19 protein-coding genes and 1 tRNA gene are annotated in these 23128 nt (G+C 73.0%); 11 read left to right on the top strand and 9 right to left on the bottom strand.

What is annotated here, in order from left to right; all coding sequences use genetic code 11:
* Positions 1-51: 51 nt before the first annotated feature.
* The 6 genes from thrB to argS form a co-directional block, all read right to left on the bottom strand.
* Positions 52-1011: a homoserine kinase gene (gene thrB / locus ACEN8D_RS03980; protein WP_071296240.1), complete on the bottom strand. Its 960-nt coding sequence runs from the start codon at positions 1009-1011 to the stop codon at positions 52-54.
* 32 nt (positions 1012-1043) lie between these two features.
* Positions 1044-2123, bottom strand: a complete 1080-nt coding sequence (gene thrC, locus ACEN8D_RS03985; protein WP_413399351.1) for a threonine synthase — start codon at positions 2121-2123, stop codon at positions 1044-1046.
* A 44-nt stretch (positions 2124-2167) separates the two neighbouring features.
* On the bottom strand, positions 2168-3475 hold the full coding sequence (locus ACEN8D_RS03990) for a homoserine dehydrogenase (protein WP_071296239.1): 1308 nt from the start codon (positions 3473-3475) through the stop codon (positions 2168-2170).
* A 44-nt stretch (positions 3476-3519) separates the two neighbouring features.
* Entirely contained in the window at positions 3520-4923 is a 1404-nt protein-coding gene (gene lysA, locus ACEN8D_RS03995) for a diaminopimelate decarboxylase (RefSeq protein WP_413399350.1), read from the bottom strand.
* Between the two features lie 58 nt (positions 4924-4981).
* A complete protein-coding gene (locus tag ACEN8D_RS04000) occupies positions 4982-5737 on the bottom strand; it encodes an LmeA family phospholipid-binding protein (RefSeq protein WP_070416302.1) in 756 nt (251 codons plus the stop codon).
* Between the two features lie 80 nt (positions 5738-5817).
* Entirely contained in the window at positions 5818-7488 is a 1671-nt protein-coding gene (gene argS, locus ACEN8D_RS04005) for an arginine--tRNA ligase (protein ID WP_413399796.1), read from the bottom strand.
* A 59-nt stretch (positions 7489-7547) separates the two neighbouring features.
* Here argS and ACEN8D_RS04010 point away from each other — a divergent pair, with 59 nt between their 5' ends.
* From ACEN8D_RS04010 to ACEN8D_RS04030, 5 genes are all read left to right on the top strand, one after another.
* Complete coding sequence (locus tag ACEN8D_RS04010; protein ID WP_413399797.1) at positions 7548-8123, top strand: hypothetical protein; 576 nt, start codon at positions 7548-7550, stop codon at positions 8121-8123.
* Between the two features lie 517 nt (positions 8124-8640).
* Positions 8641-8712: transfer RNA gene (locus ACEN8D_RS04015), tRNA-Arg, on the top strand.
* A gap of 201 nt (positions 8713-8913) precedes the next feature.
* Entirely contained in the window at positions 8914-9909 is a 996-nt protein-coding gene (locus tag ACEN8D_RS04020; protein WP_413461445.1) for a Gfo/Idh/MocA family protein, read from the top strand.
* Positions 9910-9954: 45 nt separating this feature from the next.
* The gene (locus tag ACEN8D_RS04025; RefSeq protein ID WP_413461444.1) at positions 9955-13881 is read left to right on the top strand and encodes a Pls/PosA family non-ribosomal peptide synthetase; all 3927 of its coding nucleotides are present in this window, start codon (positions 9955-9957) and stop codon (positions 13879-13881) included.
* Entirely contained in the window at positions 13878-15197 is a 1320-nt protein-coding gene (locus ACEN8D_RS04030; RefSeq protein WP_495601160.1) for a M1 family metallopeptidase, read from the top strand. The genes ACEN8D_RS04025 and ACEN8D_RS04030 overlap by 4 nt, the downstream gene beginning before the upstream one ends.
* A gap of 25 nt (positions 15198-15222) precedes the next feature.
* On the opposite strand, the gene ACEN8D_RS04035 is transcribed toward ACEN8D_RS04030, so the two are convergent.
* Positions 15223-15519 carry a helix-turn-helix domain-containing protein gene (locus ACEN8D_RS04035; protein ID WP_071296233.1) on the bottom strand — a complete coding sequence of 99 codons (297 nt, stop codon included), beginning with the start codon at positions 15517-15519 and terminating at the stop codon, positions 15223-15225.
* Between the two features lie 45 nt (positions 15520-15564).
* Here ACEN8D_RS04035 and map point away from each other — a divergent pair, with 45 nt between their 5' ends.
* Positions 15565-16332, top strand: coding sequence for a type I methionyl aminopeptidase (gene map, locus ACEN8D_RS04040; RefSeq protein ID WP_071296232.1), 768 nt, complete (start codon positions 15565-15567; stop codon positions 16330-16332).
* Here the strand turns inward: map and ACEN8D_RS04045 are convergent.
* Together ACEN8D_RS04045 and ACEN8D_RS04050 are read right to left on the bottom strand one after the other, a co-directional pair.
* The gene (locus ACEN8D_RS04045; protein WP_495601161.1) at positions 16316-16879 is read right to left on the bottom strand and encodes a 4'-phosphopantetheinyl transferase family protein; all 564 of its coding nucleotides are present in this window, start codon (positions 16877-16879) and stop codon (positions 16316-16318) included. The two genes, map and ACEN8D_RS04045, sit on opposite strands and share 17 nt — an antisense overlap.
* A gap of 24 nt (positions 16880-16903) precedes the next feature.
* Complete coding sequence (locus ACEN8D_RS04050; RefSeq protein WP_022905704.1) at positions 16904-17107, bottom strand: hypothetical protein; 204 nt, start codon at positions 17105-17107, stop codon at positions 16904-16906.
* Between the two features lie 274 nt (positions 17108-17381).
* Between ACEN8D_RS04050 and ACEN8D_RS04055 the strand changes: the two genes are divergently transcribed.
* The 5 genes from ACEN8D_RS04055 to ACEN8D_RS04075 all read left to right on the top strand — a co-directional run bounded on the left by ACEN8D_RS04055 (position 17382) and on the right by ACEN8D_RS04075 (position 22825).
* Positions 17382-19325 (top strand): TPM domain-containing protein, encoded by a 1944-nt coding sequence (locus ACEN8D_RS04055; protein WP_495601162.1) that lies wholly within the window; start codon positions 17382-17384, stop codon positions 19323-19325.
* A gap of 56 nt (positions 19326-19381) precedes the next feature.
* Positions 19382-20107 carry a PspA/IM30 family protein gene (locus tag ACEN8D_RS04060; RefSeq protein ID WP_070416310.1) on the top strand — a complete coding sequence of 242 codons (726 nt, stop codon included), beginning with the start codon at positions 19382-19384 and terminating at the stop codon, positions 20105-20107.
* 45 nt (positions 20108-20152) lie between these two features.
* Complete coding sequence (locus ACEN8D_RS04065; RefSeq protein WP_071296230.1) at positions 20153-20974, top strand: arginase family protein; 822 nt, start codon at positions 20153-20155, stop codon at positions 20972-20974.
* 88 nt (positions 20975-21062) lie between these two features.
* On the top strand, positions 21063-22466 hold the full coding sequence (locus tag ACEN8D_RS04070; RefSeq protein WP_413399772.1) for a dihydrolipoyl dehydrogenase family protein: 1404 nt from the start codon (positions 21063-21065) through the stop codon (positions 22464-22466).
* A 2-nt stretch (positions 22467-22468) separates the two neighbouring features.
* On the top strand, positions 22469-22825 hold the full coding sequence (locus ACEN8D_RS04075; protein WP_309779732.1) for a Fe-S oxidoreductase: 357 nt from the start codon (positions 22469-22471) through the stop codon (positions 22823-22825).
* Positions 22826-23128: the final 303 nt, after the last annotated feature.

Raw genomic sequence — 23128 nt, forward strand, 5'->3', positions numbered from 1 at the left:
AGAGATTGCCCCCGCGCACCGGACCCAGCATGGCGAGGAAGTTCCTGCTGCCTACGCGGGTTCGGCTTGGAGCGCCGAGTGCGGCACCACTGTAGCACCACCGAGGTCGACGGCCAGCATGAGCGCCCGCCAGTCGGATTCCCCGTGTCGCGACACGAGGTCGGCCGCGGTGAGTCGCTGCGCGGGGTCGCTGCCGAGGACCAGGAGGCTCGGGCCGGCTCCGGAGACGACCGCCGCCAGGCCGTGCTGCCGCAGCAGGCCGATGAGGGCGTCGGTCTCCGGCATGGCGCTGGCACGGTAGGCCTGGTGCAACCGGTCCTCGGTCGCCGCCAGGAGCAGCTCGGGGCTCTGGATGAGCGCGGCGACGAGTAGGGCGGAGCGGGACACGTTGAACGCGGCGTCCTCGTGCGGGACGCTCGCCGGCTGCAGGGAGCGCGCGAGCTTCGTCGAGAGCGTCGAGGTCGGCACGAAGACCACCGGCGAGACACCGCGGTGGACGAGCAGGCGCTTGTACGCCGGACCCTCGGCGGTCATCCACGCGATGGTCAGCCCGCCGAAGAGCGCCGGCGCGACGTTGTCCGGGTGCCCCTCCATCTCGGTCGCGAGCGTGAGCAGGGTCGAGGCGTCGAGGTCGACGACGCCCTCGAGCAACCCGCGCGCGGCCATCAGCCCGGCGACGATCGCGGCCGCCGACGACCCCATGCCGCGGCCGTGCGGGATGGCGTTCACCGCGTGCAGCTCGAGGCCGGGCTGCTGTGCGACGCCGGCGTGCTCGAGCCCGCGGCGGACGGCGCGGACGACGAGGTTCGTGTCGTCGGTGGCGACCTCACCAGCGCCGACACCGTCGACCGTGACGGTCGCGCCGGGCTCGGGCCGGACCCGGACGACGACCTCGTCGTAGAGCGACAGGGCGAGGCCCAGGGAGTCGAACCCCGGTCCGAGGTTCGCGGAGGTCGCCGGGACCCGTACGCGGACCGCCCGTCCGGCCGGTACAGCGATCTGGGCGGTCATGCCATCCCCCGGTCCGGACGAGCGGTCGGGGCTCACTCGGCGCCGACCAGTCCGAGCACGTCGGCGACCGACTTGGTGTCGACCGGGACGCTCGTCGGGGTGACCTCGCCGCCGTCCTGCGTGCGGAGGGCCCACTGCGGGTCCTTGAGGCCGTGGCCGGTCACCGTGATGACGACCTTCGCGCCCTTCGGCACGACGCCGGCGTCGGCACGCTCGAGGAGCCCGGCGACGCCGATGGCCGAGGCGGGCTCGACGAAGACGCCGACCTCGGCGGAGAGGATGCGGTGCGCGGCGAGGATCGCCTCGTCGGTGATGGCACCGAAGTAGCCGTCGGTCTCGTCACGGGCCTCGAGCGCGAATTCCCACGAGGCCGGGTTGCCGATGCGGATCGCGGACGCGATGGTGTCCGGGTTGCGGACGACCTCGCCGCGGACGATCGGGGCCGAGCCCGCGGCCTGGAAGCCGAACATGCGCGGGAGCCTGGACGACCGACCGACGGCCACGTCCTCGCGGTAGCCGCGGGAGTACGCCGTGTAGTTGCCCGCGTTGCCGACCGGCAGGAAGTGGAAGTCGGGCGCGTCGCCGAGGACGTCGACGACCTCGAACGCGGCGGTCTTCTGCCCCTCGATGCGGTCGTTGTTGACCGAGTTCACCAGGTGCACCGGGTAGTTCGCGGCGAGGTCGCGCGCGATGTCGAGGCAGTCGTCGAAGTTGCCCTGCACCTGCAGCAGCTGGGCGTCGTGGGCGACGGCCTGGCTGAGCTTGCCCATGGCGATCTTGCCCTCGGGCACGAGCACCGCGGCGGTGATGCCGGCGTGCGTGGCGTACGCGGCGGCGGAGGCGCTCGTGTTGCCGGTCGAGGCGCAGATGACGGCCTTCGCACCGTGCTCGACGGCCTTCGAGATCGCCATGGTCATGCCGCGGTCCTTGAACGACCCGGTCGGGTTCATGCCCTCGAACTTGACGTAGACCTCGGCCCCCGTGCGCTCGGACAGGCGGCGCGCCGGGATGAGCGGGGTCCCGCCCTCACCGAGCGTGACGACGGGCGTCGCCTCGGTGACGTCGAGACGGTCGGCGTACTCGCGCAGGACACCCTGCCACTGGTGGGCCATGAGGCTCCCCTTCTTGTCGGTTCTGGAGTTCGGTCGGGCGCGGCTCAGGCGCCGACGACGCGGAGGACGCTCGTGACCTCGGCGACGACGTCCTCGTTGCGGAGGGCGACCACGGTCGCGGCGAGGTCGGACTCGCGCGCCAGGTGCGTGCCGATGACGAGGGTCGCCGTCGCGTCGGACCCGGTGGCGACGGTCTGCTCGACGGTCTCGACGCTGACGCCGTGCTTCGCGAGGACGCCGGCGACGGTCGACAGCACGCCCGGGGCGTCCGTGACGTGCAGCGTGATCTGGTAGCGCGTGCGGACGGTGCCGATCGGGAACACCGGCAGCGCGGACTGGGTCGACTCGGCGATGCCGGGGCCACCGATGACGTGTCGGCGTGCGGCGGACACCAGGTCGCCGAGGACGGCCGAGGCGGTCTCGACCCCGCCGGCACCGGCGCCGTAGAACATCAGGTCGCCGGCGGCCTCGGCCTCGACGAACACGGCGTTCTTCGCCCCGTGCACGCTCGCGAGCGGGTGCGACTCCGGCACGAGGGCCGGGTACACGCGGGCGCTGACGCCCTCGGTGCCCTGCTCGTCGGTCAGGCGCTCGGCCGTCGCGAGGATCTTCACGACGTACCCGGCCTTGCGCGCGGCCCGGACCTGCTCGATCGTCACCGAGGTGATGCCCTCGCGGTGGACGGCGGCGAGCGGCACCGAGGTGTGGAACGCGAGCGACGCCAGGATCGCGGCCTTCTGCGCGGCGTCGTAGCCCTCGATGTCGGCGGTCGGGTCGGCTTCGGCGTACCCGAGCTCGGTGGCGGTCGCGAGGGCGTCCTCGAACGTCGAGCCCTCGCGGTCCATCAGGTCGAGGATGAAGTTGGTCGTGCCGTTGACGATGCCCATGATGCGCTCGATGCGGTCACCGGCGAGGGAGTCGTGCAGCGGTCGGATGATCGGGATCGCGCCGGCGACGGCGGCCTCGTAGTAGAGCTGTGCGCCCACCTGCTCGGCGACCGCGAAGAGCTCCGGGCCGTGGGTCGCCAGGAGGGCCTTGTTGCCGGTGACGACGTCGGCGCCGGACTGCAGCGCCTGGAGCACGAGCGTCCGTGCCGGCTCGATGCCACCGATCAGCTCGACGACGATGTCCGCGCCGAGGATGAGCGACGCCGCGTCCGTCGTGAAGAGCTCCTTCGGCAGGTCGACGTCGCGCGGGGCCTCGAGGTCGCGCACCGCGATCCCGACGAGCTCGAGGCCGGCCCCGGCGCGCGAGGCGAGCTCGTCGCCGTGTTCGAGGAGCAGCCGCGCCACCTGGGAACCGACCGAGCCGGCTCCGAGCAGCGCGACGCGGACGTTGCGGTATTCGATCATCTGGTGCGGGTCCTGTTCGTGGGGAGTCGGGTCGTCCGAGGGGCTCAGGCCCCCGGGACCACCCCGGTGTCGCGGGCGAGGAGGTCGTCGATCGACTCGCCACGCACGAGGATACGGGGTACGCCGTCGGCGACCGCCACGACCGGCGGGCGTCCGACGTGGTTGTAGTTGCTCGCCAGGCTCCAGCAGTACGCACCGGTGGCGGCCACGGCGAGGAGGTCCCCGCGGTGCACGTCACCGGGCAGGTACTCGTCGTTCACGACGATGTCGCCGGACTCGCAGTGCTTCCCGACCACGCGGGTGAGGACGGCGGGGGCGTCGGACGTCCGGGCGAGCCGGGCCGTGTAGTCGGCGCCGTAGAGCGCGGGTCGGGCGTTGTCGCTCATGCCGCCGTCGACCGACACGTACGTCCGGGTGGCGGGCTCCTGCTCGTCGTCCGAGAGCGTCACGGGCTTGATGGTGCCGACGCGGTAGAGCGTGATGCCCGCGGGCCCGACGATGTACCGGCCGGGCTCGACCGCGATCTCGGGGACCGGGATGTCCCGCTCGGCGCAGGCCTCGGCCACGATGGTCGCGAGCGCGTCGGCGACGTCCTCCGGCTCGAACGCCGAGTCGGCCTCGGTGTAGTCGATGCCCCAGCCGCCGCCGAGGTTGAGCTCCGGCACCGGACCGGTCGCCACGAGCGTGGCGTGCACGTCCATCAGGCGACGCGCGGCCTCGCGGAAGCCGGACTCGTCGAAGATCTGCGAGCCGATGTGCGAGTGCAGGCCGACGAAGGCGAGTGACGGCTCGGCGCGGACGGCCTCGGCAGCGGTGACGGCCTCGGTCAGGGGGATGCCGAACTTCTGGTCCTCGCGCGCGGTGGCGAGGTACTCGTGCGTCGACGCGTGCACCCCGCTGTTGATCCGGATGCGCACGCGCTGCACGACCCCGGCATCGGCCGCGGCACGGGCGACGCGCCGCACTTCCTCGTGGCTGTCGAGGACGATGGTGCCGACGCCGACCTCGACCGCGCGGGCGATCTCGGCGTCCGACTTGTCGTTGCCGTGGAAGCCGAGCAGCGCCGGGTCGACTCCCCCGGCCAGGGCCACCGCGAGCTCGCCGCCGGTGCACACGTCGACGCGGAGGTCGGCCTCGACCATCCACGCCGCGACCTGCGTCGTCAGGAACGCCTTGCCGGCGTAGTAGACGTGCGCCCGGGTGCCGATCCGCTCGAACGCCTCGGTGAAGGCGTTCCGCACCCGCACCGCCCGGGACTGCACGTCGCGTTCGTCGACCACGTACAGCGGCGTGCCGAACTGCGCGACCAGGTCGGAGGCGGCGATCCCGCCGACGACGAGCTCGCCGTCGTCGGTCCGGGTCGCGGAGGCAGGCCAGATCCGCGCGGTCAGCGCGGAGGCGTCCGTCGGGAACCGCAGGTGCTGCGGGGCAAGGGGGTTCTCGCTCACGGGACCCGATCCTACCGAGCCGAGCCGCGCCTCCTGGCCGTGTGACGCAGCCACGTGCTCAACCGCACGAACCGACCGTCTGCAGCCCCGCCTCGTTGAGCGGCAGCGAGTCGGCCGTGACGCGCACCGTCGCCTCGGAGGCGGTGACGTCGAGCGACCGCACGAGGAGCCCCGACGGCAGGAACTGCGCCGTGCAGACCTCGACGGGGACGTTCGTGACGCCCGGGATCGAGTCCACCTTGAGGCCGAGCGACGAGTTCGTGATCCGCACCGTCTTCGGCGTGATCGTGATGCCCTTGCCGTCGTCCTGCGCGGCGACGTCGCCCTTCGCCGCGTAGGTGATGTCGTAGCCGAGGACCGCGGTCTTGCCGGAGAGCTCCACGCCGCCGTCGACCAGGCTGAGCCGGTCGAACAGCGGGCTGTACTTCGACAGGTCCTTCACGGACGCGGCCGCCAGCCGGACGTGGCCGTCGACGTCGCGCACGTCGCCCTTGCCGTCCACGGGCACGTCGCGCGCGGTGACGTCGGCGGCGAGCGGGATGCCGTCGATGGTGAGCTTCTCGGAGGAGATCTCGACCTCGTCGAGCTGCCCGCTGATCAGTTGCGGGATGACGATGCCCTTCGCGTGCGCCTCGACCTCGCCGGTGGCGCCGGACGGCAGCGACTGCTCGACCTGCTGGGCGATGATGCGGTCGACGACCCCGCGGAGGACGAACTCGGCGATCACGACGAGCGCGGCGAGGACGACCACGACGACGATCAGCACGACGGGCCAGCGACGGCGCTTCCGGGGGGTCACGGTGGCGGCGGACATGCGTCCCACCTTGCCAGGTGGCCCCGGCAGCGAGCCTGGAGGCGCGGCGTGCGCCCGGCGCGCCGGACGGACGGCGAGCGCTACATGCGCTCCGGCGCCGTCACGCCGAGCAGGCCCAGCCCGTTGCGGACGACCTGGCCGGTGGCGTCGTTCAGCCAGAGGCGCGTGCGGTGCAGGTCGGTCACGGCCTCGTCGCCGAGGGGCGTGACCCGGCAGGCGTCGTACCAGCGGTGGTAGAGCCCGGCGAGCTGCTCGATGTACCGCGCGACACGGTGCGGCTCGCGCAGCTCGGCAGCCTGGCGCACCACGCGCGGGTACTCCGCCAGGGCGCCGAGCAGGGCCCCCTCGGTGTCGTGCGTCAGGAGCGAGGCGTCGAAGGCCGACCGGTCCACCCCGGCGTTCGCGGCGTTGCGGGCCACGGACTGCGTGCGGGCGTGGGCGTACTGCACGTAGAAGACCGGGTTGTCGTTCGTGCGCTTGGTGAGCAGGTCGAGGTCGATGTCGATCGCGGTGTCGCTGGCGAACCGGACGAGCGCGTACCGGCCGGCGTCCACGCCCACGGCGTCGACGAGGTCCTCCATCGTGACGATCGTGCCGTTGCGCTTCGACATGCGCATCGGTTCGCCGTCCTTGAGCAGGTTGACCATCTGCCCGATGAGGATCTCGAGGTTCTTGCCCGGCTCGTCCCCGAACGCGGCGCACATCGCCATCATCCGGCCGACGTAGCCGTGGTGGTCCGCGCCGAGCATGATGAGGTTCCGCTCGAAGCCGCGCTCGCGCTTGTCGAGGTAGTACGCCAGGTCGCCGGCGATGTAGGCGGGCTCGCCGTCCGACTTGATGACGACGCGGTCGCGGTCGTCGCCGAAGTCGGTGGTCCGGAGCCACTCGGCGCCCTCGGCCTCGTACATCACGCCCGCCGAGCGGAGCCGCTCGATGGCGCGCTCGACGGCCTTCGACTCGTGCAGGGCGTTCTCGTGGAAGTAGACGTCGAAGTCGACGCCGAAGTCGTGCAGCGACGACTTGATGTCGGCGAACATGAAATCGACGCCCTCGCGCCGGAAGAGCTCCTGCGCCTCGTCGCGCGGCAGGTCCTTCACGTCGACCGACGGGTCGAGGGTCGCGATCACGCGCGCCGCGATCTCGGCGATGTACGCGCCGCCGTAGCCGTCCTCGGGCGTGGGCTCACCGAGCGCCGACGCCACGAGGGAGCGGGCGAAGCGGTCGATCTGCGCGCCGTGGTCGTTGAAGTAGTACTCGCGGGTGACGAGGCCGCCCTGCGCCTGGAACACCCGCGCGAGGCTGTCGCCCACCGCGGCCCAGCGCACGCCGCCCATGTGGATCGGCCCGGTCGGGTTCGCGGACACGAACTCGAGGTCGATCCGCACGCCGTCGTACAGGTCGCCGTGCCCGAAGGACTCGCCGCCCTCGACGATCGTGCGCGCGATCTCGCCGGCAGCGGCGGCCTCGAGCGTGATGTTGATGAAGCCGGGGCCCGCGACGTCGACCGAGTCCACGCCGTCGAGCTCGGTCAGCTCGCCGGCGATCTCCGTCGCGAGCTCGCGCGGGTTCGTGCCGAGCCGCTTCGCGAGCTGCATCGCCGCGTTCGAGGCCCAGTCGCCGTGCGCGCGGTTCTTCGGACGTTCGAGTGCCGCGTGGGACTCCCCGATGGTCACGGTGTCGGACGCGCCTCGTCGCTCGACGATCCCGGTCAGGATCGACAGGTACGCGGCGGAGAGTTCGGCAGGAGTCACGAGGGTCGAGTCTACCGGGACGCACAGGTCCTCCCCGGTCGATGCACCATCATGTCGGGATGACCACCCGCAGCCGCGTCCGGGCGATCAGCGTCGCCCTCCTCACCGTGTCCGCGTCCGTCGCCCTGGTGGGGTGCTCCGGCGGCGGCTCGGACGGCGCCACGCCGAGCGCCACGGCGGGTCCGATCGGGAAACGGGTCGCACAGACGTGCACCGAGCTCCTGCCCGCCGACGCCCTGTCCGTCTACGGGAAGACGTTCACCCTCGACGACGACTTCACGCCGGAGAAGGGGACCCCGGCGGCGCGCATCGCCGAGCAGCGCGGTCGCGTGTGCCACTGGAGCGCGAACGACGACGCCTCGACGACGATCACGGTCGCCGTCGCCGACCTGCCTGAGAAGTCGCTCACGAACCTCAAGGACGCGCTCTACGAACGGGGCGGATCCGTGCCGACCTACCGGGTCGAGGGGTACTTCTCGCTCACCGACGGCGTCGGGCGCGCGGACGCCTTCGCCGACCCGTACTGGATCACCGCGACCTCCACGCTCTTCACCGAGCCCGGGGGCGCGCAGCCGGTCGTCGACGCGGTGCGGAGCGTCGTGCAGCCGAGCGCGTCCGCGACGCCGGCCGGCTGATCCGTCCGCCGCGTACCTGATGGGATCGGGCGTACCCGGTGAGCTCCTTCGACCAGGTACGCCCGATCTCGCTTGCCATCGCACGCGATCTGGGAAAGACCGGCACCGAGCGCGCCCCGCGCCCGCCGTACCCACCAGACGGACGGGAGGCGCAGTGCGGCCCCGCCCCGCGCCTCCCGTCCGTCAGCTCGTCACCCGCGTACCTGGCGGGAACGGGCGTACTTCGTCGATTCTTTCGACCAGGTACGCCCGATCTCGTTTGCCATCGCGCGCGTCCTGGGAAAGACCGGGCTCGAGCGCGCCCCGCGCCCACCAGGAGGAAGGGAGGCGCGGCCCCGCGCCTCCCGTCCGTCAGCTGGTCACCCGCGTACCTGGCGGGAACGGGCGTACCCGGTGAGTTCTTCCGACCAGGTACGCCCGATTCCGCTTCCCATCGCGCACGTTCTGGGAAGGACCGGGCGCGACACGCGTGGTCTCGGACAGCCGTGCGGACCTGCTACGGTTGGTTCCACCCAGGGCCCCCATAGCTCAGGGGATAGAGCACTGCCCTCCGGAGGCAGGGGCGGAGGTTCGAATCCTCCTGGGGGCACAGTGACATCCCCGCGGAAGCAGGCGACTTCGCTTCGCTCAGGCGGCTGCCCGCGATGTCGGCTTCGCCGACCTTCCCTCCGGGGGCGGTCGGGGCGGGGCCCTCGTGGGCGCACATCGCGGTAGCGTCGGGCGCATGACGATGGTGTTTCCGGAACCTGGTGTTGCGCCGCTGCGAGGTGGGCCGAGGCTCGGATGGGGCGTGATCGGGCCCGGCGAGATCGCGGGCGACTTCACGTCGACGCTCCACGCGAACTCCGACCAGCGCGTCGTCGCCGTCGGCTCCCGCTCCCCCGAACGCGCCGCCGCCTTCGCCCGGCGACACGGGATCCCCGGCGTGCACGGCTCGTACGAAGCCCTCGTCGCCGACCCCGCCGTCGACGTCGTCTACGTCGCCTCACCGCACCCGCAGCACCTCGGCCACGCGCTCCTCGCGATCGCCGCGGGCAAGCACGTCCTCGTCGAGAAGCCGATGACCACGTCCGAGGCGGACACCCGCACCCTCGCCGAGGCCGCCCGCAGCGCCGGGGTGTTCGCGATGGAGGCGATGTGGACCCGGTACCTCCCGGGGACCACCGTCGTCGCACGGCTCCTCGCGGACGGCGCCCTCGGCGACGTCCGGCTCGCGTCCGTCGACGTCGGCTGGCCGCACGACCCCGACGCCGCCGACCGCATGTTCGACCCCGCCGCCGGCGGCGGCGCCCTCCTCGATGCCGGTGTCTACGGGCACTGGTTCGCACGGTTCGCCGCCGGCGCCCCGGTGACCAGCAGCACGACGGGAGCGGTCTCCGGACGCGGGGTGGACCTCCAGTCCGTCACCGTGTCGACGTCGGCCGGAGGCGCGCAGGCCGTGGTGACCACGACGATGACGGCGTGGACGCCCGGACTCGCGGTCATCGCGGGGAGCACGGCCACCGTGCGGTACACCGACCACTTCGTGTTCCCGGCGTCCTTCGCGCTGCACCACGGCGCGGAGGCGGCGCACTGGGAGGACGAGAGCGGCCTCCGTGGCAGACAGGGCCTCGTCTGGCAGACCGCGGCGCTCGCGCAGTACGTCGGCGAGGGGCGCACGGAGTCGCCGCTGCACTCGCTCGACGACTCGATCGGGCTCGCCGCGACGCTCGACGCGGCGCGATCCGCGCTCGGTCCCCGGGTGGACGCCCCCGGTGTTTCCGAACGCGACACGTCCACCCCCTAGGATCACGGGCCGGTCGACCCCGCACGCGACCGGGAAGAGGACTCGATGACCGCAGCCACCGGGAACCCGCAGCACGAACTCGCCCGGGGCGCCGACGCCCCGGCACCACGGACCCTGCTCGACGTCCTCACCGCGACCGCCGCCGAGCACCCCGACGCCACCGCGCTCGAGGACCCGGCCGGCACGATCGACTACGCGACGCTCGTGCGACTGGTGCACGAGCAGGCCGACGACCTCGCGCGACGCGGGGTCCGACGGGGCGACCGGGTGGGCGTCCGGATCCCGTCCGGCGGGCGCGACCTGTACGTGTCGATCCTCGCAGTCCTCGCGGCTGGTGCGGCGTACGTCCCGGTGGACGCGGACGACCCCGAGGAACGCGCCACGCTGGTGTTCGGCGAGGCCGGCGTCGTCGGCGTGATCGGAGTGGGCGGCGTCCTGCGTGACCGCGACGGCGCGGAACTCCCGGTGACCGACCCCGCGGCTAGCGCCGAGCTCCCCCGGCAGGACGACGACGCGTGGATCATCTTCACGTCCGGGTCGACCGGCGTGCCCAAGGGCGTCGCCGTGACGCACCGGTCCGCGGCGGCGTTCGTGGACGCCGAGGCGCGGATGTTCCTGCGGGCCGCGCCGATCGGTCCGGGCGACCGGGTGCTGGCGGGTCTGAGCGTGGCGTTCGACGCGTCGTGCGAGGAGATGTGGCTGGCGTGGGGCCACGGTGCGTGCCTGGTGCCGGCACCGCGGTCGCTCGTGCGCACCGGGGTGGACCTGGGGCCGTGGCTCATCGCGCACGGGATCACGGTGGTGTCGACGGTGCCGACGCTCGCGGCGCTGTGGCCGGACGACGCGCTGGAGCAGGTGCGGTTGGTCATCTTCGGTGGTGAGGCCTGCCCGCCGGAGCTCGCTGCGCGGATCGCGAGCCGCGAGCGGGAGGTGTGGAACACCTACGGTCCGACGGAGGCGACGGTGGTGGCGTGCGGTGCTCTGCTCGACGGGAGCACGCCGATCCGGATCGGGTTGCCGTTGGACGGCTGGGACCTCGCGGTCGTGGACGCGGCGGGTGCCCGGGTGGAACCGGGGGGTGTCGGGGAACTCGTCATCGGCGGCGTCGGGCTCGGGCGGTACCTGGACCCGGCGAAGGACGCCGAGAAGTACGCGTCGTTCCCGGAGCTCGGGTGGGAGCGGGCGTACCGGAGCGGTGACCTGGTGCGGTACGACCCCGAGGGACTCGTGTTCCAGGGTCGTGCGGACGACCAGGTGAAGCTCGGCGGTCGTCGCATCGAGCTCGGGGAGATCGACGCGGCGCTGCAGGGGCTGCCGGACGTGGCCGGGGGTGCTGCCGTGGTGCAGCGGACGCCGGCGGGCAACCAGGTGCTGGTCGGGTACGTCGCGCCGGTCGCGGGTGCGACGGTGGACGTGGCGGCGGCGAACGCTCGGCTGCGCGAGGAGCTCCCGGCGGCGCTCGTGCCCCTGCTCGCGGTGGTGGACTCGCTGCCGACGCGGACCTCGGGCAAGGTCGACCGTGCCGCGCTCCCGTGGCCGTTGCCGGGGTCGTCGGACACGGCGATGCTCCCGGACACGGTGGCCTGGATCGCCGAGCGGTGGTCCGCGATCCTCGGGGTGCCGGTGGCGAGCGTCGACGACGACTTCTTCGCGCACGGCGGCGGGTCGCTGACGGCGGCGCAGCTCGTGTCGGCGATCCGTGAGCGCTTCCCGACGACGACGGTGGCCGACGTGTACGACCACCCGCGGATCGGGGCGCTGGCGGACGCGCTCGACGACTCCGGCCCGGTGACGTCGGTGCCACGCGACGTCCGGCCGGTCCCGCCGGGGACGGGTGTGGTGATGACGGTGCTCGGGCTGCCCCTGCAGGTGCTCCGTGGTCTCCGGGTGCTGACGTGGACGGCGCTCGTGGCGGCGGTGCTGCACGCGACGACGCTCCCGTCCGTCCCGGTGCTGCCCTGGCCGGCGCTCGTCGTGGCGCTCGTCCTGTTCGTCACCCCGGCGGGGAAGATGGCCGTGACGGTCGTCCTCGTCCGGGCCCTGCTCGTCGGGGTGCGTCCGGGTGACCACCCCCGTGGCGGGTCGGTGCACGTGCGGGTCTGGCTCGCGGAGCGGATCGCCGAGGCGGTGGACGGCCCCTCGACGGCCGGTGCGCCGTGGATCAGCTACTACGCCAGAGCCTTGGGCGCGACGATCGGCAAGGACGTGGACCTGCACGCGCTGCCGCCGGTTACCGGGATGCTGACGGTCGGCAAGCGGGCGTCGATCGAGCCCGAGGTCGACCTCGCCGGGCACTGGGTGGACGGCGACGTGTTCCGGCTCGGCCGGGTCCGGATCGACGCGGACGCCGTGGTGCACAGCCGGACGACGCTGCTGCCGGGTGCGCACGTGGGCGTCGGTGCCGAGGTGGAGGCCGGTTCCGCGGTCGCCGACCGGGTCCCCGACGGGGAGCGGTGGGCGGGGTCGCCGGCGGAACGCGTCGGGTCGGCTCGGCACGACCGGGAGGCGCGACCCCCGTCCCGACGCCGGTGGCTGCTGGCGTACGGGGCCGGGTCCCTGGCCGTGGCCGGGTTGCCGGTGATCGGTGTCGCCGCGGGGGTGGGGCTGGTGTGGCTCCTCGTCGGACCGGTCGCGTCCCTCCAGCGGGCCGTGCTGCTCGCGCTGGCGTGGGTACCGGTGGGGACGGTCGTCGCGGGGCTCGTGTACGCGGCACTCGTCGTGGCCGCGGTGCGGTTGCTCGGGATCGGTCTGCACGAGGGTCGGCACCCGGTGCGCTCCCGGATCGGCTGGCAGGTGTGGACGACCGAGCGGATCCTCGACGGCGCCCGGACGCTGCTGTTCCCGGTGTACGCGTCGCTCGTGACCCCGCTCTGGCTCCGACTGCTCGGGGCGCGGGTGGGACGGAACACCGAGATCTCGACGGTCCTGCTCATCCCGGCGCTCACGCAGATCGCGTCGGGGGCGTTCCTCGCCGACGACACGATGGTGGCGACGTACGAGCTCGGCGGCGGTCGGGTGCGGATCGGTCGGTCGAAGGTGGGGCGGCGGGCGTTCCTCGGCAACAGCGGGATGACCGGCGCCGGACGTTCGGTGCCGCGCGAGGCCCTGGTCGCGGTGCTGTCCGCCGTCCCGAAGAAGGCGAAGCGCGGATCGTCGTGGCTCGGCTCTCCCCCGGTGCGGCTCCGGCGCGCCACGGCGGAGTTCGACGAGGAGCGCACGTTCCGGCCGCCGCGGTCCCTCAAGGTCGCTCGAGGCTGCTGGGAACTCCTGCGCCTGGTCGCCCCGATGGTGTCCGCGGGGATCGCGCTCGGGGTCGTCGGCACGCTGCTCGCGCTCTGGACGGCAGTCGGCATCGGGTGGACGGTGCTGCTCGCCGGGCCGGTGCTCATCGTCGCCGGTGCCGTCGCAGCGGTGGTGTCGACGATCGCGAAGTGGTCCTTCGTCGGCCGGATCGCCGCCCGCGAGCACCCGCTCTGGTCGTCGTTCGTGTGGCGGAACGAGGTGCAGGACACGTTCGTCGAGACCGTCGCCCGGCCGTGGTTCGCCGAGCAGGCGACGGGGACCCCGGCCCTCGCGGCGTGGCTCCGCAGTCTCGGGGCGACGATCGGCCGCGGCACCTGGCTCGAGACGTACTGGCTCCCGGAGGCCGACCTCGTGACGATCGGGTCCGGAGCCGCCGTGGCCCGCGGCACGGTCGTGCAGACGCACCTGTTCCACGACCGGGTGATGCAGCTCGACGAGGTCCGCCTCGACCCGGGTGCGACGCTCGGGCCGCACAGCGTGGTGCTGCCGGCGGCGGGCATCGGACCGGGCGCCACCGTCGGGCCGGCGTCCCTCGTGATGCGCGGCGAGCAGGTGCCCGGCGGCACGCACTGGTCCGGCAACCCGATCGCTCCGTGGACATCGGCGCCGCCGGTGCCGGCGCGGTCGTCCGTCGAGCACGTCGCCGTGGCAGACTCGACGGTACCGTGAAGCCCGCCTCGACGAACCCAGACGCCGACCCGTACACCCCGCACAGCGGCGACCGACGGTGGAGCGCCCACCACTACGAGCTCCGTCTGGAGTACCGCGTCGCGACGAACCGCCTCGACGGCACAGCGACGATCACCGGACGTGCGCACGAGGACCTCGACCGTGTCGTCCTCGACCTGCACGGCATGACGGTCGACCGGGTGGACGTCGACGGCAAGCGGGCGAAGAAGCACACGACCGCGACGCACAAGCTCACCGTGACCCCGGCCGAGCCCGTCGCCGCCGGCACGGAGTTCACCGTCCACGTGCGGTACCGCGGCACACCGCACCCGCTCCGCAGTCCGTGGGGCCAGATCGGCTGGGAGGAGCTGACCGACGGTGTGATCGTCGCGGCACAGCCCACCGGCGCCCCGTCGTGGTTCCCGTGCAACGACCGACCGGACGACAAGGCCACCTACCGGTTCGAGATCACCGCCGAGGCCGCGTACGACGTCGTCGCGAACGGGGAGCTGCTCGGCAAGGAGCGCGCCCGTGCCGGCACGACGTGGACGTACGCCACGACCGAGCCGATGGCGACCTACCTCGCGACGGTGCAGATCGGGCGCTACCGCACGACGAAGCTCCGCGGCTCGGACACCCCCGTCACGCTGCACCACCCCGCCGACCTCGGCACGGCCGCGAAGACGGACTTCGGACGGGTACCGGACATGCTCGCCCTGTACGCGGACCGGTTCGGGCCGTACCCGTTCGCGTCGTACGGCGTCGTGGTGACCGACGACGAGCTCGAGATCCCGCTCGAGGCGCACGGCCTGGCGGTGTTCGGCCGGAACCACGTCGACGGCGAGCACGGCACCGACCGGCTCATCGCACACGAGCTCGCGCACCAGTGGTTCGGCAACTCCGTGACGGTGACCAGGTGGAAGGACATCTGGTTGCACGAGGGCTTCGCCTGCTACGCCGAGTGGCTCTGGTCGGAGCACCGCGGCGGCGACTCGGCGGACACCCTCGCGGCGACGTACCGCGACGGGCTCCTGGAGCAGCCCGAGGACCTCGTCGTGGCCGACCCGGGCCCGAAGGACATGTTCGACGACCGGGTCTACAAGCGCGGCGCCCTGGCCCTGCATGCCGTCCGCCGGTCGGTCGGCGACGACGCGTTCTTCGCCGGGCTCCGGACGATCACCGAGCGACACCGGTACGGGTCGGTCGCACCGGAGGACGTGCACGCCGCGTTCGCCGACGCAGCCGGGACCGACGTCGACGCCGTCCGGGCCGTGACGACTCCCTGGCTCGACGAGCCCACCGTCCCCGCGCTCTAGGGAACCGTCGGCGGCGTCGCGCGCGTCAGCTCGCGGTCTCGACCAGGTCCGGAGCGCCGCCGACGTCGGGCGTCTCCGGGGTACCGTTCACCTCGGCCCACACCGCGTCGAGGGACAGCCCGACGACCCCGGCGACGGACGCGATCGTCGAGAACGCCGGCGTCGCGATGCGCCCGGTCTCGATCTTCCGCAGCGTCTCCGGCGAGATCCCGGCCCGCAGCGCCGTGTCGAGCATCGAGCGCTCCCCGCGGGCACGACGGAGCAGCGCTCCGAGCCGCCGACCACGGGCGACCTCGGCGGGGCTGAGCGGGAGACGGACCATGTGCCTACACTAATTCCGGTCTTCCAGTACCGGTATGATCATCCCATGATCGAGATCCTCACCCCGGCCGAGGTCGACCGGGCCCGCGCCACCGGAGCCCTCGTCGGCACGATCCTGCAGACCCTGCGCGACCGCACCCGCGTCGGCACGAACCTGCTCGAGATCGACCGGTGGACGAAGGCGATGATCGAGGACGCCGGCGCCGAGTCCTGCTACGTCGACTACGCCCCGTCGTTCGGACGCGGGCCGTTCGGCCACCACGTGTGCACCGCCGTCAACGACGCCGTCCTGCACGGACTCCCCCACGACCGGACCCTGCAGGACGGCGACCTGCTGACGCTCGACCTGGCCGTCTCGCTCGACGGCATCGCCGCCGACGCCGCCGTCAGCTTCGTGGTCGGCACACCGGACCCGGCCGACCTGGCCCTCATCGACGCCACCGAGCGCGCCCTCGCCGCAGCGATCGAGACCGCCGGCCCCGGGGTCCGCACGGGCGACCTGTCGCACGCCATCGGCACGGTGCTCGAGGGCGCCGGTTACCCCGTCAACGTCGAGTTCGGCGGCCACGGCATCGGCTCGACGATGCACCAGGACCCGCACGTGTCGAACACCGGGCGACCCGGACGCGGCTACACCCTCCGCCCCGGGCTGCTCCTCGCGCTCGAACCGTGGGTGATGGCGGACACCGACGTGCTCGTCACCGACCCGGACGGCTGGACGCTCCGCAGCGCCACGGGAGCACGCACCGCGCACACCGAGCACACGGTGGCGATCACCGAGGACGGCGTCGAGGTCCTCACGCTCCCACGCTGACCGGAGCCCCTCCCGCCGCGACCGCGAGCACCACGTCGACCGCGGGGAAGAGCACCGAGACCGGCTGCGACACCCCGTCCAGGGCGGCCGTGCCCCGACCCAGGTCGACGTCGACGCGGGTGGGGTCCACCCGGAGTCCTCGGCCGTCACGCTTGAGGACGGCCTCCTTCACCGCCCAGCACGCCGCCCGGGCAGTGTCGTCGCCGGACCGGGCGAGCTCCCCGGGCGTGAACGCGTCGAGCGGGGCCGCTGCGACCCGCGACACACGCTCGAGGTCGACGCCGATCCCGGGTGGTCCGACGGCCAGTGCGACGAGGTCGGTGGTCCGTGCGAGGCTCACGCCGACGGCGGAGCCGTCGACCGCGGCCCAGGGGCGGCCGTGGTCCGTCGCGGCGCAGTGCGGGCAGACGCGCCCCGCGCGCACGGCGGAGACCGCGACACCCGCCGCCGACGCGACGGCGGTGAGCAGCGCCTCCCGGTCCGCGTCGGGGCTGCCGCCGGACCGCCGGATCGTCACCACGACGGTCTGGAGGCGCGGGAGACTCACGCAGGCGAGCCTACGTCGGGTGGTTCAGGCGTGGGTGAGCGCGATGAGCGCGACGTTCATCGTGCTGTAGAGCCCTTCGGACCGGGTCGCCTGGCGCACCCGTCCGCGGAGGACCTCGTAGCGGCCGTCGTGCTCGCGCACGAAGCCGATGACACCGCTCGCCGGCGTCGACACACGGTGGTAGCCGTCCTCGAGTGGGACGACCTCGGTGCTGGTTGTTCGCTCCATTGCAGTTCCCCTGTCTCGTTCGTCGTCGAACGCTCCCCGAGCATACCCCGGTCCGGGGTACAACACCTGCACAGGCCCGGGGTTCCACGAGGGTTCGCCCGGAGTCTGTCCGAGCGCTGCGCGGCGTGGATAGACTCCGGGCAACAGCGCTCCGGGGCGCGGTTCCGGGGGTACTCGGACCGTGACCACGGCGACGGACGGAGGACGGATGCGAGCGGTCCAGGGCGGATCGGCCACGGGCAGGACGAGGACCGACAGGGGGACGCCGGGGCTGGTGGGACGCATCGCTGCGGCACTCCTGGCCGTGTTCCTCCTGCTGGCGCCGGCGGCGACGGCGCGAGCGACCGCGCCGGTCGACCTCCGTGGCGCGTACGTCCTCGACGAGGCCGACGTGCTCAGCTCCTCGCAGCAGTCCCGGATCGAGAACGCCGTGCAGCAGCTCTACACGGACACGAAGACCCAGCTCTACGTCGTCTTCGTCCCGACGTTCACGAACCCGTCGGACCACACCGAGTGGGGCGCCGCGACGCTGTCGGCGAACCAGATCGACTCCGACGGCATCCTGCTGTCGGTCGCCGTCGACGACCGGAACTACGACGTCCAGCAGACGAACGAGACGAGCATCTCGTCGTCCGACGTCCAGTCCGCGGTGGACGACGACCTGCTGCCGGCCCTCAAGCAGAGCGACTGGTCCGGTGCCGCGCTGGCCTTCGCGAACGGCCTCGCCGACACCCAGGCGCCGCCGGACCTCACCTGGCTGTGGATCCTCCTCGCCGTCGTGGTCGTCGCGGTCGTCGTCGTGGTGCTCGTCATCCGGACGCGGAACAAGCGCCGGACGGCCGCCGCGACGAAGGCGCAGGAAGCGTCCCTCGCCGACCTCGAGCGGACCGCCGGTGGCGCCCTCGTGACGATCGACGACGAGCTGCGCACCGCCGAGCAAGAGGTCGGGTTCGCCACCGCGCAGTTCGGGGCCGACGCCGCGAAGCCCTTCGCCGAGGCGGTCGCCGCGGCGCAGCAGGCCGTGCGCAAGGCCTTCACGTTCCAGCAGCAGCTCGACGACGAGATCCCGGACTCCCCGCAGCAGCGCGCCGACTGGGCGAACCAGATCATCGCCATCTGCGAGCAGGCGCACGCCTCGATCGAGGAGCAGACGGAGTCGTTCGACAAGCTCCGCTCGCTCGAGGACGGCGTCGAGGAAGCCGCTGCCGCGCTCGCGCAGGCCGTCGCGGCCGCCCCGGCATCGGTCCAGCAGGCGAGCGCATCGCTGGACCGGGTCCGCTCGGCGTACACCGGCCGGACCCTCGCGACCGTGTCGGACAGCGTCGACCAGGCCGAGCAGGTCCTCGCCTACGCGACCGAACGGTCCCAGGCGGCCACCGCCGCGATCGCCGCGGGCGACAAGGGCGAGGCGGTCGTCGCCGTGCGCGACGCCCAGCACGCCCTCGCGCAGGTGCAGCAGCTCACGTCGAGCGCGAGCGCTGCCGAGGCGAGCTTCGCCGAGGCCACCGCACGCGCCGAGGCGATGCGCGTCGACATCGAGGGCGACGTCGCCGCGGCGCGCACCCTCACCGTCGGCGGACCGGAACTCGCCGCCGCGGTCACCCGTGCCGAGACCGTGCTGCGGCAGGGCTTCGACCCGAAGGACCCGATCACCGCGGTCGACGCCCTCACCAAGGCGAACACCGAGATCGACCAGGCCATCGCCGCGGCCCGTGGCGCCGAGGAACAGCAGCGTCGGGCGTCCCGTGCGCTCGACGACGCGCTCCGCGACGCCCGGAACCGGATCAGCCAGGCGCGCGAATTCATCTCCCTGCACCGCGGCGGGGTCGGACCGACGGCGCGGACGCGGCTGTCCGAGGCGCAACGAGCACTCGACGACGCCGTCCAGCTCGCCACGACGGACCCGGGGCAGGCGCTCCAGGCAGCGCGTGCGGCCGAGCAATACGCGGCGGCCGCGATGGACGCCGCGAACGACGACATGGGCGGCTGGGGCGGTGGCGGCGGCTTCGGCGGCGGTGGCGGCAACGGCGCGCAGCTCGGCGGCCTCGTCACCGGCATCGTGCTCGGTGGCCTGCTCGGCGGTCGCGGCGGCAGCTACGGCGGCGGCTCCTTCGGGGGTGGCGGCTTCGGCGGAGGCGGCGGCTTCGGGGGCGGCGGCGGCTTCGGCGGGGGCGGCGGAGGCGGCGGGGGCGGTTTCTCCGGCGGCGGCCGCTTCTAGACCGGGCACCACAGACCAACAGCACCACACCAGTCCTTCCACGAAAGGGAACAGCAATGGCAAAGCAGACGATCTTCGGGCGGATCTCGACCCTCGTCCGGGCGAACATCAACCAGCTCATCGACGACGCCGAGGATCCCCAGAAGATGCTCGACCAGCTCGTGCGGGACTACACGAACAACATCGCGGACGCCAAGACGGCGATCGCGCAGACGATCGGCAACGTCCGACTGCTCGAGCAGGACCACGAAGAGGACAAGCGGGCAGCGGTGGAGTGGGGCCAGAAGGCCGCCAACGCCTCCTCCGCTGCGGACAAGTACCGCACCGAGGGCAAGACGGCCGAGGCGGACAAGTTCGACAACCTCGCCAAGATCGCGATCGGCAAGCAGATCGCGGCCGAGCAGGAGGTCAAGGACGCCGAGCCGAACCTCGCCTCGCAGAACGAGGCGGTGGAGAAGCTCAAGTCGGGCCTCGCCGGCATGGAACAGAAGCTCGAGGAGCTCCGCTCGAAGCGCGACAACCTCGTCGCCCGGTCGAAGACGGCCGAGGCGCAGTCCAAGGTCAACGACGCGCTCGGCAACATCGACGTGCTCGACCCGACGAGCGACCTCGGCCGCTTCGAGGAGAAGGTGCGCCGCGAAGAGGCGAAGGTCCTCGGCCAGCAGGAGCTGCAGTCGTCGAGCCTCGACTCGCAGTTCGAGAGCCTCGAGGACGTGGGCAAGGACGCCGAGGTCGAGGCACGACTCGCCGCCCTGAAGTCCGGCGGTTCGTCGAGCATCTGACGCGCTCCTCGGACGACGCCGGACCCCGCCTGACAGACTGGCACGATGCAGTTCCTCGTGGTCGGTCAGTGGCAGGGTTCGGCGTCGTCCCGTGCGATGCGCCTCGGGGACGGAGCCGCGGCGATCGCGGCCGACCTCCCGCGCGCGTCGACCACCGTGGTCGACGTCCCGGCGGGCGCCGGCGATCGTCTCGAGACGGCCGTTGCCCGGTACACCTCGGTGCTCTCGGTGGCCGAACGGGTCGCCGAGGAGACCACGGTGTCGAGCGAGCCGGTCCTCGTCGTCGGCGGTGACGGTGCGAGCGTGCTCGGCGCCACGGTCGGGCTCGGACCGGACACCGCCTTCGTGCGGATCGCGGGGTCGAGCGGCTTCCGGGCGCTCAACCGCGCCCAGCCCGTCGCCGCCGAGACCGCTGTGCTCCGCATCCTCGTGGACCGTCCCGACGACCTGTTCCCGGCCCTTCCGACCCTGGCAGCGTCGTCCGTCGTCGTCGCCGGCGTGCGCGGGGTCGAGGACGCCGAGGCAGGCGCCCTCGACCGTGCCGGGATCGTGCACCTCGACGTCGACGCCGCCACCCCGGACGCGATCGCGGCAGCGGTGGACGCCACCGGTGCCCAGGCGGTGTTCGTGCACGTCGACCTGGACGTCCTCGACCCGTCGGAGGTCGACGGGCTGCTCGAGCCCGTCCCGTTCGGGTTGGACGGCGCCGGTCTCGTCGAGCGCATCCAGGCCGCCACGCGCGGACGACGACTGGCGGGCGCGGCCCTCACCGGGTTCGCGCCGGTCGACCCGGACCGCGCGGTCGACGACCTCGGCGTCATCCTGCGTGCGGTCGGCGCGCTGACGAGCGCGTCCCGCACCGTCTGACGGTCCCGGCACTCCCCCGCGGACCCGTTCTCCACGGGTACGCACCGCGCCCGGCATGACCCATGCCGATCCGCGTACGCTCGGCGACATGACGGACTACGACCTCATCGTGATCGGCGCCGGCGCAGTCGGCGAGAACGTGGCGGACTACGCCAAGAAGCGCGGCCTGTCGGTCGCCATCGTGGAGGCCGAGCTCGTCGGCGGCGAGTGCTCCTACTGGGCGTGCATGCCGTCAAAGGCCCTGCTGCGCAGCGGGCACGCGCTCGCAGCGGCGAAGCGACTCGACGGTGCGAAGCAGGCGGTCACGGGCGACCTCGACGCGGCGCACGTGCTCGCCCGACGGAACTCCTTCACCTCGGACTGGAAGGACGACGGCCAGGTCTCGTGGCTCGAGTCCGCCGACATCGACCTCATCCGCGGCCACGCCCGGATCACCGGCGAGAAGACGATCGAGGTCGCCGGCACGACGTACACGGCAGCCGCGGCGATCGCGGTCGTCACGGGCTCGCTGCACACCCTCCCCGACGTCCCGGGGTTGGCCGACGCGACGCCGTGGGGCACGCGCGAGGCCACCAGTGCGCAAACGGTGCCCGAGAGCCTGCTCGTCATCGGCGGCGGGGTCTCCGGCTCGGAACTCGCGACCGCGTGGGCGTCCCTCGGGGCGAAGGTCACGCTCGTCGCACGGCACGGGCTGCTCGGCGGCATGGAGCCGTTCGCGGGAGAGCTCGTCGCCGACTCCCTCCGCGAGCTGGGCGTCGACGTCCGCACCGGCGTGCACCCCACCCGCGTCGACCGTGACGAGCACGGCCTCGTCACGACGACGCTCGACGACGGCTCGACGGTCATCACGAGCGAGGTCCTCGCCGCGACCGGACGCGCCGCGACCACGAAGGACCTCGGCCTCGAGTCCGTCGGGCTGACCGCGGGCGACTGGCTGCAGGTCGACGACACGATGCTCGTGCAGGGCACCGACTGGCTCTACGCCGTCGGCGACGTCAACCACCGCGTACTCCTCACCCACCAGGGCAAGTACCAGGCGCGTGCCGCGGGCGAAGCGATCGCCGCTCGGCACCAGGGCACGCCGCTGCACACCGAACCGTGGGGTGCGCACGTCGCCACCGCCGACCACGCTGCGGTCCCGCAGGTCACCTTCACCGATCCCGAGGTCGCGAGCGTCGGCCTGACCGAGGCCAAGGCACGCGAACAGGGGCTGAACGTCCGCGCGGTCGAGTACGAGCTCGGCAACGTCGCCGGCGCCTCACTGCAGGCGGACGGCTACACCGGGCGGGCGAAGATGGTCGTCGACGAGGACCGCGGGGTCGTCGTCGGCGTGACCTTCGTCGGGCAGGACGTCGCCGAGATGCTGCACGCCGCGACGATCGCCGTCGTGGGCGAGGTGCCGGTCGACCGCCTCTGGCACGCCGTCCCCGCCTACCCGACGATGAACGAGATCTGGCTGCGACTGCTCGAGACCTACGGCCGCCCGGAGTAGCGGTGCGGAACCCCCTGCTCGACTCCCCCGTGTCCCGGGCGGGGTGGGCGTTCGCGACCGTGGTCGGCCTCGCCGTCGGCGTCCCGCTCTCCACCGGGAAGGTGCGGGTCGTCGACGGGCTGATCGTGTGCACCGGGCTGCCGCGGTGGGTGTTCCGCCGAGGTGGCACGTGCGTGGGGTCGGTCTACCTCACGCGGGACAACGACGGCGACCGGGTGCTCCGGCACGAGCGGGTGCACGTCGACCAGTGGCGGCGGTACGGGATGCTCATGCCGATCGTGTACGCGTTGGCGGGGCAGGATCCGCTGCGGAACCGGTTCGAGATCGAGGCCGGGCTCGAGGACGGCAACTACCGCTGACGCGCGGCGCGCCCGCGCGCCCGCCCCGAGGTCGCACGACACGCCGCGCGTGCGGCGGCGAGGTCGCACGAAGTGCCGCGCGCCGGGCGCGCGAGCGGCAGTTCTCGCGATCTCGCGGGGGTGGAGCTCGCCGACACCCCGACGGGAGGCGCGGGACGGTCTCGCACCGTGCCTCCCGTCCGGAACGGTGTGCGCCCACCGCGACGGGTCACGTCCGTCTCGAGGTCGCACGACACGCCGTGGGCGTGACGCCCGGGTCGCACGAAGTGCCGCCCGCGGCGCGCGCGAGCGGCACTTCGTGCG

This window comes from Curtobacterium sp. Curtsp22, assembly GCF_059492135.1.

Excerpts from the sequence above, each read along its gene's own strand:
- thrB (WP_071296240.1), bottom strand. The coding sequence starts at position 1,011 with ATGACCGCCCAGATCGCTGTACCGGCCGGACGGGCGGTCCGCGTACGG.
- thrC (WP_413399351.1), bottom strand. The coding sequence starts at position 2,123 with ATGGCCCACCAGTGGCAGGGTGTCCTGCGCGAGTACGCCGACCGTCTC.
- ACEN8D_RS03990 (WP_071296239.1), bottom strand. The coding sequence starts at position 3,475 with ATGATCGAATACCGCAACGTCCGCGTCGCGCTGCTCGGAGCCGGCTCG.
- ACEN8D_RS04000 (WP_070416302.1), bottom strand. The coding sequence starts at position 5,737 with ATGTCCGCCGCCACCGTGACCCCCCGGAAGCGCCGTCGCTGGCCCGTC.
- ACEN8D_RS04010 (WP_413399797.1), top strand. The coding sequence starts at position 7,548 with ATGACCACCCGCAGCCGCGTCCGGGCGATCAGCGTCGCCCTCCTCACC.
- ACEN8D_RS04025 (WP_413461444.1), top strand. The coding sequence starts at position 9,955 with ATGACCGCAGCCACCGGGAACCCGCAGCACGAACTCGCCCGGGGCGCC.
- ACEN8D_RS04035 (WP_071296233.1), bottom strand. The coding sequence starts at position 15,519 with ATGGTCCGTCTCCCGCTCAGCCCCGCCGAGGTCGCCCGTGGTCGGCGG.
- map (WP_071296232.1), top strand. The coding sequence starts at position 15,565 with ATGATCGAGATCCTCACCCCGGCCGAGGTCGACCGGGCCCGCGCCACC.
- ACEN8D_RS04050 (WP_022905704.1), bottom strand. The coding sequence starts at position 17,107 with ATGGAGCGAACAACCAGCACCGAGGTCGTCCCACTCGAGGACGGCTAC.
- ACEN8D_RS04060 (WP_070416310.1), top strand. The coding sequence starts at position 19,382 with ATGGCAAAGCAGACGATCTTCGGGCGGATCTCGACCCTCGTCCGGGCG.
- ACEN8D_RS04065 (WP_071296230.1), top strand. The coding sequence starts at position 20,153 with ATGCAGTTCCTCGTGGTCGGTCAGTGGCAGGGTTCGGCGTCGTCCCGT.
- ACEN8D_RS04070 (WP_413399772.1), top strand. The coding sequence starts at position 21,063 with ATGACGGACTACGACCTCATCGTGATCGGCGCCGGCGCAGTCGGCGAG.